At 66.3% G+C, this 13,563-nt stretch carries 14 protein-coding genes; 11 read left to right on the top strand and 3 right to left on the bottom strand.

Translation table 11 applies throughout. From position 1 onward, the window contains the following. Positions 1–23: 23 nt before the first annotated feature. Positions 24–932: a DMT family transporter gene (locus FIU66_RS07475; RefSeq protein ID WP_370528907.1), complete on the top strand. Its 909-nt coding sequence runs from the start codon at positions 24–26 to the stop codon at positions 930–932. Between the two features lie 52 nt (positions 933–984). Here the strand turns inward: FIU66_RS07475 and glyA are convergent, their stop codons facing one another. Further along, the gene (gene glyA / locus FIU66_RS07470) at positions 985–2,280 is read right to left on the bottom strand and encodes a serine hydroxymethyltransferase (RefSeq protein WP_167622111.1); all 1,296 of its coding nucleotides are present in this window, start codon (positions 2,278–2,280) and stop codon (positions 985–987) included. Positions 2,281–2,447: 167 nt separating this feature from the next. On the opposite strand from glyA, the gene FIU66_RS07465 reads away from it, so the two are divergent. From FIU66_RS07465 to FIU66_RS07435, 7 genes are all read left to right on the top strand, one after another. Continuing rightward, positions 2,448–3,209 (top strand): NAD kinase, encoded by a 762-nt coding sequence (locus FIU66_RS07465; protein ID WP_167622110.1) that lies wholly within the window; start codon positions 2,448–2,450, stop codon positions 3,207–3,209. Positions 3,210–3,270: 61 nt separating this feature from the next. Further along, positions 3,271–4,287 carry an alanine racemase gene (gene alr, locus FIU66_RS07460; protein WP_167622109.1) on the top strand — a complete coding sequence of 339 codons (1,017 nt, stop codon included), beginning with the start codon at positions 3,271–3,273 and terminating at the stop codon, positions 4,285–4,287. Beyond that, positions 4,284–5,048 carry an ABC transporter permease gene (locus FIU66_RS07455; protein ID WP_167622108.1) on the top strand — a complete coding sequence of 255 codons (765 nt, stop codon included), beginning with the start codon at positions 4,284–4,286 and terminating at the stop codon, positions 5,046–5,048. The genes alr and FIU66_RS07455 overlap by 4 nt, the downstream gene beginning before the upstream one ends. After that, positions 5,045–5,767 (top strand): ABC transporter ATP-binding protein, encoded by a 723-nt coding sequence (locus tag FIU66_RS07450; protein ID WP_167622107.1) that lies wholly within the window; start codon positions 5,045–5,047, stop codon positions 5,765–5,767. The genes FIU66_RS07455 and FIU66_RS07450 overlap by 4 nt, the downstream gene beginning before the upstream one ends. 73 nt (positions 5,768–5,840) lie before the next feature. Next, positions 5,841–6,917 carry a PhoH family protein gene (locus tag FIU66_RS07445; RefSeq protein WP_240544635.1) on the top strand — a complete coding sequence of 359 codons (1,077 nt, stop codon included), beginning with the start codon at positions 5,841–5,843 and terminating at the stop codon, positions 6,915–6,917. Next, the gene (gene ybeY / locus FIU66_RS07440) at positions 6,910–7,404 is read left to right on the top strand and encodes an rRNA maturation RNase YbeY (RefSeq protein WP_167622106.1); all 495 of its coding nucleotides are present in this window, start codon (positions 6,910–6,912) and stop codon (positions 7,402–7,404) included. Before FIU66_RS07445 ends, ybeY begins: the two co-directional genes overlap by 8 nt. Next, positions 7,404–8,345 (top strand): hemolysin family protein, encoded by a 942-nt coding sequence (locus tag FIU66_RS07435; protein ID WP_167622105.1) that lies wholly within the window; start codon positions 7,404–7,406, stop codon positions 8,343–8,345. Before ybeY ends, FIU66_RS07435 begins: the two co-directional genes overlap by 1 nt. Here the strand turns inward: FIU66_RS07435 and FIU66_RS07430 are convergent. Beyond that, positions 8,342–9,289: an alpha/beta fold hydrolase gene (locus tag FIU66_RS07430; protein ID WP_167622104.1), complete on the bottom strand. Its 948-nt coding sequence runs from the start codon at positions 9,287–9,289 to the stop codon at positions 8,342–8,344. The two genes, FIU66_RS07435 and FIU66_RS07430, sit on opposite strands and share 4 nt — an antisense overlap. Positions 9,290–9,296: 7 nt before the next feature. Continuing rightward, complete coding sequence (locus FIU66_RS07425) at positions 9,297–9,581, bottom strand: SCP2 sterol-binding domain-containing protein (protein ID WP_167622103.1); 285 nt, start codon at positions 9,579–9,581, stop codon at positions 9,297–9,299. 116 nt (positions 9,582–9,697) lie between these two features. Here FIU66_RS07425 and FIU66_RS07420 point away from each other — a divergent pair, with 116 nt between their 5' ends. From FIU66_RS07420 to FIU66_RS07410, 3 genes are read left to right on the top strand one after another with little or no spacing between them, the layout of a single operon-like run. Next, positions 9,698–10,237, top strand: coding sequence for a tetratricopeptide repeat protein (locus FIU66_RS07420; protein WP_167622102.1), 540 nt, complete (start codon positions 9,698–9,700; stop codon positions 10,235–10,237). A 3-nt stretch (positions 10,238–10,240) separates the two neighbouring features. Next, positions 10,241–13,168, top strand: a complete 2,928-nt coding sequence (locus tag FIU66_RS07415; RefSeq protein ID WP_240544634.1) for a helicase-related protein — start codon at positions 10,241–10,243, stop codon at positions 13,166–13,168. After that, positions 13,165–13,458: an RNA-binding S4 domain-containing protein gene (locus tag FIU66_RS07410; protein WP_167622101.1), complete on the top strand. Its 294-nt coding sequence runs from the start codon at positions 13,165–13,167 to the stop codon at positions 13,456–13,458. Before FIU66_RS07415 ends, FIU66_RS07410 begins: the two co-directional genes overlap by 4 nt. Positions 13,459–13,563 lie beyond the last annotated feature (105 nt).

Raw genomic sequence — 13,563 nt, 5'->3', positions numbered from 1 at the left:
GCAAAGCGGTCCAACTGCACGTCATGCAAATGGACATGCAAACGCGCCGCGATCTTGCGGGAATTGGATGGATGCTTGTGACGGGCTTCTGCTTCGTCGCCGTGAACGGCATCGTGCGCGGGCTGGAGGGCACGGTGCCCGCCCCGCAGGCCGCCTTTATCCGCTTTCTGTTCGGGCTGGTCTTCCTGGCGCCGCTGCTGGTCCCGGCGCTGCGGACAGGCTTTTCACCCCATGTCTGGGGGCTGCTGACGCTGCGGGGGGCGCTGCATGTCGTGGCAGTGATCGCCTGGTTCTATGCCATGTCCCGCATCACCGTGGCCGAGTTGACGGCCATCGGCTTTCTCAATCCCATCGTCGTGACGATCGGCGCGGCGCTGTTCATGGGCGAACGGCTGGCGGCCCGGAGGATCGCGGCCGTGGGCGTGGCCGTCGTGGGCGCGCTGATCGTGCTGCGGCCGGGGCTGCGTGAACTGGATCCGGGGCACCTTTCGCAGGTGCTGGCCTCGCTGGCCTTCGGCGGGTCTTATCTGGTTGCCAAGCGGATCACCCAGCATGTCGCGCCCGCAGTCGTGGTCGCGATGATGTCGCTGACCGTCTCGATCGGGCTTGCCCCCATCGCTTGGGCGGTCTGGGTGCCGCCGACCTGGGGTCAGGTCGCATGGCTGGGTCTGGTGGCGGCATTCGGGACGGCTGGCCATTATGCCATGACCCGCGCCTTCGCGGTGGCACCCATGACGGTGACGCAGCCGGTCACCTTCCTGCAACTGATCTGGGCCAGCCTTGTCGGCGTTTTCATCTTCCACGAACCGCTGGACGGCTGGGTGATCCTGGGCGGCGGGCTGATGATCGGGGCGATCTGCTATATCACCTGGCGCGAGGCGCAACTGCGGGCACGGGCCAGAACCACAGTGGCAGCGACGGCTGCCGAATAGACATGAAAAACCCCGCCGCGCATGACGCGGCGGGGTTATCCGGTTCAGATGCTCACATTCCGGAATACAGCGGGAAGCGCGCGCAAAGCTGGGCAACCTCGGCCTTGACCTTCGCCTCGACCTCGGTGTTGCCTTCCTCGCCATTGGCGGCAAGGCCGTCCACGACCTCGACGATCCAGCGGGCAATCTGGCGGAACTCTTCCTCGCCAAAACCGCGGGTGGTGCCGGCGGGCGCGCCCAAGCGGATGCCCGAAGTGACGAAGGGCTTTTCCGGGTCGAAGGGCACGCCGTTCTTGTTGCAGGTGATATGGGCGCGGCCCAGGGCAGCTTCGGTCGCCTTGCCGGTCACGCCTTTCGGACGCAGGTCCGCCAGGCACAGGTGATTGTCGGTCCCCCCAGACACAATGTCGATGCCGCCCTTCATCAGTTCATCCGCCATGGCCTGCGCGTTCGCGACGACCTGTGCGGCATAGGCCTTGAAGGACGGTTGCAGCGCCTCGCCGAAGGCCACGGCCTTGGCGGCGATCACATGCATCAGCGGGCCGCCCTGCAGGCCGGGGAAGACCGCGCTGTTGATCTTTTTCGCGATGTCGGCGTCGTTGGTCAGCACCATGCCGCCGCGCGGGCCGCGCAGCGACTTGTGCGTCGTCGTGGTCACGACATGCGCGTGTGGGATGGGCGAGGGGTGGACGCCCCCGGCGACCAGGCCCGCGATATGGGCCATGTCCACCATCAGCCAGGCGCCGACCTCGTCCGCGATCTTGCGGAAGGCAGCCCAGTCCCAGACGCGGCTGTATGCCGTGCCGCCCGCGACGATCAGCTTGGGCTTGTTTTCCAGGGCCTTCTGGCGGATTTCTTCCATGTCCAGAAGCTGGTCCTGCTGGCGCACGCCATAGCTGACGACGTTGAACCACTTGCCCGACATGTTCACCGGGCTGCCATGGGTCAGGTGGCCGCCCGAATTCAGGTCCAGGCCCATGAAGGTGTCCCCAGGCTGCAGCAGCGCCAGGAACACGGCCTGGTTCATCTGGCTGCCGCTGTTGGGCTGGACGTTGGCGAAGTCGCAGCCGAACAGCTTCTTCGCCCGCTCGATCGCCAGGGTTTCGACGACGTCGACATACTGGCAGCCGCCGTAATAGCGCTTGCCGGGATAGCCCTCGGCGTATTTGTTCGTCAGGACCGAGCCCTGCGCTTCCAGCACCGCCTTCGACACAATGTTCTCGGACGCGATCAGCTCGATCTCGTCCCGCTGGCGGCCGAGTTCCTGGGTGATGGCCTTGGCGATGTCGGGATCGCTGTTGGCCAGCGTTTCAGTGAAGAATCCGGTTTCGCGGGTCGGGGCGTTCATGGTCTCGCGTCCTTTCGACAGGCCAAGGGGCGGTTTTTCCGCGCCCTCTTATCCCATGGGTGACGGTGCGGAAAGTCACAAATGCGACGAAGGACATGACAGGGGCGACGGGGCTTGCAATGGCTCATGCCCCGTCCGATGCTTCCCGGCAAAGGGACAGGGACATCATGGCGCCGAAGATCCACTTCACGGCCAGCGAGGCCGAGATCGCGCAACAGGCGCTGCCGGTTCTTTCGGCGCGATACGGGGCGGTGGATCTGGACCGCGCGGATGTGGTCGTGGCGCTTGGCGGGGACGGCTTCATGCTGCAGACCCTGCACGCGCTGACGGACCGCGACCTGCCGGTCTATGGCATGAACCGGGGCACGGTCGGCTTCCTGATGAACGGCTTTGCCGAGGACGGGCTGGTCGAACGGCTGGCCGCAGCCGAGGAAACCGTCATCAATCCCCTGCGGATGCGGGCTTACCGCGCTGATGGATCCGTCCATGAAATGCTGGCCATCAACGAGGTCAGCATGTTGCGCGAGGGTCCGCAGGCCGCAAAGCTGCGCATCCACGTGGATGGGCGCATGCGGATGGAGGAACTGGTCTGCGACGGGGCGTTGATCGCCACGCCCGCAGGCTCGACGGCGTATAACTATTCCGCGCATGGCCCTATTCTTCCTATCAATTCCGAGGTTCTGGCCCTGACGGCCATCGCCCCATTCCGTCCTCGTCGCTGGCGCGGCGCGCTTCTGCCCAAGGGTGCCGAGGTCGAGGTCGAGGTGCTGACCCCCGATCGCCGACCGGTCATGGCGGACGCGGATTCGCGGTCGGTCCGCCATGTGGTGCGGGTCCACATCCGCAGCGCCGGAGACGTGCGCCACCGATTGCTGTTCGACAACGGCCATGGGCTGGATGAACGCCTGCTGAGAGAGCAATTCGTCTGAAACAGGTGGAAGCCCGGGTGGATATCTGGTTGAAGACGCCAAGCTGAACGGGACGCCCGCCATGACCCTGCATATCGACCTGCACGCCATCGTCGCCAACTGGAAGGCGCTTGCCGCCAAGGCCCCTGGCGCCCGCGCTGCAGCCGTGGTCAAGGCCGACGCCTATGGCCTGGGGGCGGCCCGCGTCGCGACCGCGCTTTACCAAGCCGGCGCCCGCGACTTTTTCGTGGCCTTGGCCGGCGAAGGCCGAGCCCTGCGCCCGCATCTGCCGATCGATGCCAGCATCAACGTCCTGTCCGGGCATATGGAAGGCGCGGACCTGACGGGCCTCGTCCCGGTCCTGAACAGCCTCGAGCAGTTCTTCCGCGACCGGACGATGCGGCCGGGCAAGCCCTTCGCGATCCAACTTGATACGGGCATGAACCGGCTGGGGCTGGAACCCGCCGACTGGGCTGCGATCAAGGCCGAAGCTCTGGCCGCCAAGCCCGACTTCATCATGTCGCACCTGGCTTGCGCGGACGAACCCGGTCATCCTGCCAATGCCGCACAACTGGCCGTTTTTCGCCAGGTGACGGATGGCTGCGACGTGCCGCGGTCCCTGTCCGCGACCGGGGGGATCCTGCTGGGACCGAATTACCACTTCGACTTGGTGCGCCCGGGCATCGGTCTTTACGGCGCGCTGCCCTTTGCCGATGCGCAGCCGGTGGTGCGCCTGTCGCTGCCGGTGATCCAGACGCGCAACGTCCAGCCGGGCGAGTTCGTCGGCTACAGCGCGACCTGGACCGCCGACGCGCCCCGCCGCATCGCCACGGTCGCGGCGGGCTATGCCGATGGCATTCTGCGCGCGATCTCCTCGAAGGGCGCAAGCCTTTATGCCGGCGACGCGCCTTGCCCCATCGTTGGCCGCGTGTCGATGGACCTGATCACGGCTGATGTCACTGATCTTGCGCAGGTGCCCTTGACGCTTGACCTGATATGTCCGGCGCAATCAGTTGATAGGCTTGCGGAATATGCCGGGACTATCGGGTATGAGATCCTGACCTCGCTTGGTCATCGCTACGACCGGGCCTATCGGTGAACCCAGTCCGCCTGATCGGTCGCGCCACGCTGTCCATGACGCGCGGCATCGGCGCCGTTGCGCTGTTCACGCTGCGCGGGCTGTTCCGGCTGCGGCCCTTCCACGTGCGCGGGCTTGCGGCGCAACTGGTCCAGATCGGCTGGCTGTCCCTGCCGGTTGTGGGGCTGACGGCGCTGTTCACCGGCGCGGCGCTTGCCCTGCAGATCCATTCAGGCGGCGCACGCTTCCAGGCCAGCGACGTCGTTCCCGCCATCGTCGCCATTGGCATGGTCCGGGAACTTGGCCCGGTTCTTGGCGGGCTGATGGTCGCGGCCCGCGTCGCCAGCAGCATCGCGGCGGAGATCGGCACGATGAAGGTGACGGAACAGATCGACGCGCTTGTGACCTTGTCGACCGATCCGATGCGGTGGCTGGTGACCCCCCGGCTGTGGGCGGCGATGCTGACTGTTCCCGCACTTGTCGCGGTCGGGGACATCATCGGCATCATGGGCGGCTGGCTGGTCGGCACCCAGTCGCTTGGCTTCAACTCGGCCGCTTATCTGTCCAACAGCGCGGCTTATCTGGAACGATGGGACGTGCTGTCCGGACTGCTGAAGGGCGCCGTCTTCGGTCTGATCGTCGCAGTGTCCGGCTGCTGGTTCGGCATCCATTCCGGTCGCGGCGCGGCGGGCGTGGGACGAGCCACGAAATCCGCCGTCGTTGCCGCGGCCGTGGGCATCCTGGCGGCCAATTTCATCCTGACGGGGCTGTTCTTCGAATGATCCAGGTCACCGGATTGCGCAAATCCTTCGGCGGCAAACCGGTCCTGGCCGGCGTGGACCTGACGGTGGGGCAGGGCGAAAGCCTGTGCGTGATCGGCCAGTCCGGCACCGGCAAGTCGGTGCTGCTCAAGTGCATCCTGGGCCTGACCGTGCCTGAAGGGGGGCAGATCCTCTGGCAGGGTCGCCCGCTGGACCGTGCCGCGCGCCCGGACTTCCTGGCCCGCTTCGGGATGCTGTTCCAGGGTGCGGCGCTGTTCGACAGCCTGACCGTCTGGCAGAACGTGGCCTTCCGCCTGCGCCAGCGGATGCCCGACCGCAAGGCCCGTGCCATCGCCGTGGAAAAGCTAGCGCGGGTCGGTCTGGGACCGGAAACGGCGGACCTGATGCCCGCGGAGCTTTCGGGTGGAATGGCCAAGCGGGCGGGGCTGGCCCGTGCCATCGCGGACGACCCCTCGGTGATCTTCTTCGACGAACCGACGACCGGACTGGATCCGATCCGGGCGCGCAGGATCAACGACCTGATCCGGGGTATCGTGACCGAGACAGGGGCGACAGCGATCACGATCACCCATGACATGGACTCGGTCCGGGCCATCGGCGACCGGGTGGCGTTGCTGCAGGACGGACGGATCGCCTGGGACGGGGCAGTTGTCGCGATGGACTCCGCACCCCCACTGGCCGAGTTCCTGGGCCGGACATGTGACATTAATGCCACATGAATCTGCAACATGACCTTGTGCGAATCCCTTCGGATCGCCACCATGAATAGCACGACCTGAGCAGGAGAGAGATTTGGGCCTTACGCCTACGCCCCCCGTCGCGACACCTTCGAACGAAACCCTGCTGGAACTTCCCGACAACCGGCTGCTGATCGACCTGTGCGGCGCGAACGACCGCCACCTTGCCCGCATCGAGGAGGCGCTTGGCGTCCACATCCTGCGCCGAGGCAACCAGCTGGCAGTCGTCGGCACCCCCGAGGCCCAGGCCGAGGCCGCGCTGCTGCTGCGCGGGCTCTATGCGCGGCTGGAACAGGGCCGCCCCGTTTCGCTTGCCGAGATCGAGGCTGCGTTGCGCATGGGTGTCGAAGGCTCGACCCCTGCGACCCCCGCCGAACAGCTCGAGATGTTCGCGGCCGGCGATTACGAATTGCGCACCCGCAAGAAATCCATCGAGCCGCGCACGGATGCGCAAAAGGCCTATGTCCGGTCGCTGTTCCAGAACGAACTGGCCTTCGGCATTGGCCCGGCGGGCACCGGCAAGACCTATCTGGCGGTCGCGGTCGGCGTCACGATGCTGATCGGCGGGCATGTCGACAAGATCATCCTGTCCCGCCCGGCCGTCGAGGCGGGCGAACGGCTGGGCTTTCTGCCCGGTGACATGAAGGAGAAGGTCGATCCCTATATGCAGCCGCTTTACGACGCGCTGAACGACTTTCTTCCCGCCAAGCAGATGCAGAAGCTGATGGAGGAAAAGCGGATCGAGATCGCGCCCCTGGCCTTCATGCGCGGGCGCACGCTGGCCAATGCCTTTGTCGTTCTGGACGAGGCGCAGAACGCCACCACCATGCAGATGAAGATGTTCCTGACCCGGCTGGGCGAGGGGTCGCGCATGGTCGTGACCGGCGACCGCACCCAGATCGACCTGCCGCGCGGGATACAGTCTGGCCTTGTCGATGCCGAACGCATCCTGGACGGGGTCAAGGGGATCAGCTTCAGCTATTTCACCGCCAAGGATGTCGTGCGCCACCCGCTTGTCGCCCGCATCATCGAGGCGTATGACACCGAGGATGCCGCCGCCCTGGCGCGTGGCGAATCAGAGGGACCGCGCGGACAATACGCACCCCGCCGGGCAATGCGAGGCGATGCCTGACGACATATCCACCGATTGCGTCATCGAGGATGACCGATGGGAAACGCTGGGGCTTGAGGCCCTGGCGGAACGCGCCGTCGCGGCCGCGCTGACCTGGCACGGCATCGGCGGCGAAGTTGTCGTCATGGGCTGCGACGACAGTCGCATCGCAAGCCTGAATGCGGATTTCCGCGGCAAGCCCCGCGCGACCAACGTGCTGTCCTGGCCCTCGGTCGAGCATCTTCCCCATGAACCCGGCGCCACGCCCGACCTGCCGGACGAGGAGGAACTGGGCGACATCGCCATCGCCTATGACACCTGCCTGGCCGAGGCTGCGGCGCAAGGCAAGCCGGTGGCGGACCACGTGACCCACCTGCTGGTCCACGCGACGCTGCATCTTCTGGGCTATGACCACATGAACGACGCAGATGCGGAAACAATGGAAGCCGCCGAGCGTTCGATCCTGTCGCGGCTGAATATTCCCGACCCTTATCAAGAGAAGGTCTGATGAACTCCGAGTCTCGATTACCCGCCCCGCCCCTTGGTGCCGACGCGGCCAGTGCCGCCGACGGTGTCGGAGGGGAGGGACGGGATCTTCCCGCCGCGCGGGGTTTCCTGGGGCGCTTCTTCGACGCCCTGACGGGCGGGGACGATGATGCGGACGCAGACGACCGCGCCCCGGCGCAGGTCGCGCCCGGCATGGTGAACCTGCGGCGGATGCGGGTCGAGGACGTTGCCGTCCCCAAGGCCGAGATGGTGGCTGCCCCCGAGACGAGCAGCCTGGACGACCTGGTCGGCCTGTTCCGCGAACACGGCTTTTCGCGCCTGCCGATTTATGGCGAGACGATGGACAGCCCCTTGGGCATGATCCACCTCAAGGACCTGGCGTTGAAGCACGGCTTCGGGCAGGGCGGCGATTTCCAACTGCGCCCGATGCTGCGCCCGCTGCTTTACGTCCCGCCGTCCATGTCCATTGGCGTGCTGCTGCAGCAGATGCAGCAGAAGCGCATCCACATGGCCTTGGTCATCGACGAATATGGCGGGGTGGATGGCCTGGTCACCATCGAAGACCTGATCGAGCAGGTCATCGGAGAAATCGAGGACGAGCATGACGAGGCCGAGGGCAGCCTCTGGCTGCTGGAAAAGCCCGGCCAGTGGCTGATCCAGGCCCGCGCGCCTTTGTCGGATGTCGAGGCCGAGACCGGCCTGTCCCTTGCCATTCCCGAAGATGACGAGGATGTGGACACCCTTGGTGGGCTGGTCTTCGTGCTGGCGGGCCACCTGCCCGCGCAGGGAGAGATCATCCCCCATGGCTCGGGCGCCGAGTTCGAGGTGGTGGACGCCGATCAGCGGCGGATCAAGAAACTGCGTTTGCGGCTGCCTGCTGCGGCCTCGGCCGACAAGGTCACGCCGATCCACATCCCGCAGGACGCCGTCGACGAAGGCTAGGCCTGTTCGCCGAACATTTCCAGGACCGCCGACAGGAAGGCAGTCCGGCGTTCGGGACTGCACATCATCACCTCGTGTCGCGCGCCAGCCATCTCGACCAGGGTGCCGCGTGGCCAGCGGGACATGCGGTCACGGATGGCCGCAGGAGAGACGATCCGTTCTTCAGTCCCCAGGCTGACAAGGGCAGGCAGGTCGGGAGAGGGGATCCTGGACAGGCGCAGGCATTCGTTCAGCGCCTTGCCCACCCAGTCGAAGCTGGCCCCGCCCAGCGTCATGTCGGGCCAAGCCGCAGCCTCGCGCACCATCTGGCACCATTCAGCCGCATCTTCCGTCAGAAGATTGGCGCTGAAGGATTCATCCAGCACATAGGTTCCAAGCGCGCCGCTGCCGGGGGCCAACTGTCCGCCGCGGCCCAGCCGGCCGGCAAGATAGGCCATTCCAACCGCAATGCCGTGCGGCATCTGCCGCAGGTTGATCCCCCACATGGGTGCAGAAAAGGCGGCCGAGGCGACCGACAGGCCTTCCAGCAGCGCCGCCAGCCCGATGCAGCCGCCCATCGAATGGGCCAGCAGGTGCCAGGGGCGGGGCAGGTTCCGGTCTGTAGCGGCCTCGACCATCTGGGCCACGTCGCGCTGATAATCGGAAAATTGCGCCACATGGCCCAACCGGGCATTCTGCTGCAAACGTGCCGACAATCCCTGTCCGCGCCAGTCGATCGCGATCACATCGTAGCCCGACTGGGTCAGCGCAGCGGCAATGCGCGCATATTTCTCGATATATTCGGTGCGGCCGGGAAACAGCAGGATGCTGCCCCGGCTGGCGGTCGCGGCAGGCCAATGGGCCAGCCGCAAGCTTATGCCGTCGTCAGCCTGCGCCCAAAAGGCCTCTGCGGGGCGAAGGGGATCGCCCGGCAACTGCCTGAAGGGGGCCTGCCGCGTGGCCACGACTGGATCAGGACAGGGCCTGGCCCAGTTGCATCGCGACGCCCATCGAGCCGTCGATCTTCAGCTTGCCGGTCATGAAGGCGGTGGCAGGGTTCACGCTGCCGTTCATGATGCCTTCAAAGGTGTCGCGGCTGGCGAACAGGGTCACCTCGGCCTCTTCGTCTCCTGCGCGGACGCCATTTTCGTCGATCATGATCGCACCCTCATCCTCGATCACGAATTTCGCGGTCGAGCCGAAGCTGCCGATCTTCTCGTTCAGTTTCTCGACGGCGGCGTTCACAACTTTGCTCATTTTCAGCTCTTTCGTTTCAGGTGGGCTGGCGCCCGGGGTGCGGGCTGGTTAACATCCTTCATATGCGCCCCGTCCGCCACATTTTCCATAATGTCGTCGCGGCAATCTGCCACCGAATGGTTACGCTTTTCCTTATCCCTGCCGCCTTTCTGGCAGCAGGGGCGGCCATGGGGCAGGAACGGCCCGACATGGACGACTTGTTCCGCCGCCTTGCCGATCCGGCGGGCGAGGGCTGGCGCATCGCCGAATCGGATATCCTGCGCGAGTGGTCGAAATCGGGATCGGCCGCGATGGACCTGCTGTTGCAACGGGGAGAGCGTGCCCTAGACGAAGGCGATCCGCAGGCGGCAGTGGGCCATCTGACCGCGTTGACGGACCATGCGCCTGACTTCGCCAACGGCTTCTATACCCGCGCCGCAGCCTATGCGGCCCTTGGCCAGTTCGGGCCAGCCTTGCAGGATCTTGCGCGGACGCTGCAACTGGAACCCCGCCATTTCCAGGCCATGACCCAACTGGCCATGATGCTGGAGGAAACGGGCGATACTGACCGCGCGCTTGGGGCCTATCGCCAAAGCCTGACCATCCATCCCCACCAGCAAGAGGCGATTGATGGCGCGGCGCGTCTGGAACGCCAGCAGGACGGCACCGATATCTAGCCCATGACAATTCATGAACGCGGCCGCGTGACGGCCATCCTTGGCCCGACCAACACCGGGAAAACGCATTACGCGATCGAGCGGATGCTGGCGCACCGCACCGGCGTGATCGGCCTGCCGCTGCGCCTGCTTGCACGAGAGGTCTATGACCGGATCGTCAAGGCGCGGGGGCCTTCGGTCGTGGCCCTGGTGACCGGGGAAGAGCGGATCGTCCCCGAACGGGTGCAATACTGGGTCGCCACGACCGAAGCGATGCCCGACATTGCCGCCGATTTCGTGGCCATCGACGAGATCCAGCTTTGCGCCGATCCCGAACGCGGCCATGTCTTCACCGACCGCCTGCTGAAGATGCGGGGCCTGCACGAGACGCTGTTCCTGGGCAGCGACACGATGCGCCCCGCCATTGCCTCCCTGATTCCGGGCGTCCAGTTCCAGCGGCGCGACCGGCTGTCGCAACTGTCCTGGTCAGGGTCCAAGAAGCTGTCGCGGATGCCCGCGCGGTCGGCGATCGTGGGCTTTTCCGTCGATGACGTCTATGCCATGGCCGAACTGATCCGGCGGCAGAAGGGAGGCTGCGCGGTGGTGATGGGCGCGCTGTCGCCCCGCACCCGAAACGCCCAAGTGGCGATGTATCAGGCCGGAGAGGTGGATTACCTCGTTGCCACCGATGCGATCGGCATGGGCCTGAACCTCGACATCCGGCATGTGGCCTTCAGCGCCACGCACAAGTTCGACGGCCGCCGCGTCCGCCCGCTGTTCCCGCACGAGATGGGCCAGATCGCTGGCCGGGCAGGGCGGCACACCGAATCCGGCACCTTTGGCGTGACCGGAGAAGCCGGTATTCTGGACGAAGGCCTGATCGACGCGATCGAGAACCACCGCTTTGCCCCCATCCAGCGGCTGACCTGGCGCAACACCGATCTTCAGTTCGGCACGATGGACAGGCTGGTCGAAAGCCTGGAAGCGCCGTCCGGCCATGCCCTGCTGGGCAAGGGTCGGGATGCGGATGACGTGCAGGCATTGAAGACCCTGCGTGAGATCCCCGAAATCCGCGACCGCGTCCAGGGCGGGCAGGATGTGCGGCTTTTGTGGGACGTGTGCCGCGTTCCCGACTTCCGCGGCATCTCGCCTGCCGAACATACCAGCTTGCTGGCGCGAATCTTCGGATTCCTGCAGGATGGAGCGATCCCGTCGGACTGGCTGGGGAATGCGATCAAGCGGATCGACCGGACGCATGGCGACATAGATGCCATTTCAAAACGGCTGGCCTATATCCGCACCTGGACCTATGTGGCGCAGAGATCTGGCTGGGTTCAGGACGAAAGCCATTGGCGCGGCGAGACGCGCGCGGTAGAAGACCGCTTGTCAGACGCGCTGCACGCGGCGCTGACCCAACGATTTGTGGACCGGCGCACCTCGGTGCTGCTGCGCCGGCTCAAGCAGAAGGAGAGCCTTGTGGCCGAAGTGAACGATAAGGGCGAAGTGACGGTCGAGGGCGAATTCGCCGGCCGCTTGGAAGGTTTCCGCTTCCGCCCCGACCAGACCGGATCGGCCGACGAGGCACGGATGCTGAACCGCGCCAGCTACGAGGCGCTGCGCCCCGAGTTCCACCTGCGGGCGGACCGGTTCTATAACGCGCCCGATACCGAGCTGGACTATACCGAACAGGGTGGCCTGATGTGGGGCAGCTCTGCCGTCGGCAAGCTGGTGCGCGGGTCTGACGCGCTGCATCCCGGCGTCGAGGTCTTTGTGGACGAGGAAGCCGGCCCCGAGATCGCCGAGAAGGTGAAGCGCCGGCTGCAGCATTTCATCGACCGCAAGGTCGCCGCGCTGTTCGAACCCCTGCTGACCCTGCAGAAGGACGAAGCCCTGACTGGCCTTGCCCGCGGCTTCGCCTTCCGGCTGGTCGAATCGCTGGGCATCCTGCCGCGGGATGGCGTGGCGCACGAGGTCAAGGAACTGGACCAGGACGCGCGCGGCGCGTTGCGCAAGCATGGCGTCCGCTTCGGTCAGTTCACGATCTTCATGCCTGCGCTGCTGAAACCCGCGCCGACCCGGCTGCGGCTGGTCCTGTGGTCCCTGGCCGAGGGGCTGGATACCTTCCCCGAAAGCCCGCCCCCCGGCCTGGTCACCATCCCGCATATCGCTGACGTGCCGGAACAGCATTACACGCTGTCGGGCTATCGTCCCGCCGGTGAACGCGCCATCCGCATCGACATGCTGGAACGGCTGGCCGACCTGCTGCGCACGCAGGACACGCGCGGCGGCTTCGAGGCCAATCCCGACATGCTGTCGATCACGGGCATGACGCTGGAACAGTTCTCTCGCCTCATGGACGGTCTGGGCTATGCGGCCGAACGTGGCGAGCGTGCCAAGGTCAAGGCGGCCGAGCCTGTGGCCGCAGCGCCCGTCCCCGAGGCGGAGGCGACCTCGGACGCCCCGATGACCGAGGAGGAAAGCGTCCTCGCGGCCGAGACCCGCGCCCGCTGGGAGGCCGAGCAGGCCGAGAAGCGCCGCGCCGAGGCCCAGGCCGCAGGCGAACCCGTCGAGGAAGCCGCGCCCGAGATGGAGGTTTTCTACACCTTCCGCTGGGCACCCAAGCCTCGGCAGAACCGCCGCCCGCAGGGCGAAGGGCAGGGCCGGCGCGGCGGTCCGCGCCGCGACAACGCGCCCGATGCCCCGCGCGAGCCGCGCGCTGACCGGCCCGAACGCGCCGAACGTCATGACCGCCCCGAGGGCGGCCGCCCGAACCGGGAACGCCGTGAGGATCGCGGTCACGGCGAAGGTGGCAAGCCTCGTGGCAAGGACGGCTTCAAGAAGGGCGGCAAGCCGCAGCACAACAAGCCCGCTACCTTCTCCTCGCGTCCCGAGAAGAAGGCAGATCCGGACAGCCCCTTCGCGATCCTGGCGGCGCTCAAGGACAAGAAGTGACGGAAGACGCCGGCGCGCTGCGCCTGGACAAGTGGCTTTTCTTCGCGCGGGTCTTCAAGTCCCGCGCGATTGCCGTTGAACGGATCGAGGCCGGCGGGGTCCGGGTGAACGACCAGTCCTGCAAGAAGCCCGGCAAGCTGGTCCGGCCGGGCGACCGGGTCACCGTCTCGGCCCATGGGCAGATCCGCGCACTCGAGGTGACGGCCTTGGGTCAGCGGCGCGGCCCCGCAACCGAGGCGCAGGGCCTTTACCACGACCTTGACGCAGAGGGTGGCGGAACCGGCGTCTAGCCGAGGGCCCGCTTGGCGGGACAGGGTTTGCGCCCAAGGCCCCGACCCGAAACGGCGGTCTTTTCAGGCGGCACGGCCTTGAATGATCGGCGACCGGGGCGTAAC

It is taken from the genome of Paracoccus sp. AK26, assembly GCF_011801365.1.
Lineage (GTDB): Bacteria > Pseudomonadota > Alphaproteobacteria > Rhodobacterales > Rhodobacteraceae > Paracoccus > Paracoccus aerius.
Note: the sequence above shows the minus strand (reverse complement) of the source record. Positions and strands in the feature narration are given on the sequence as shown.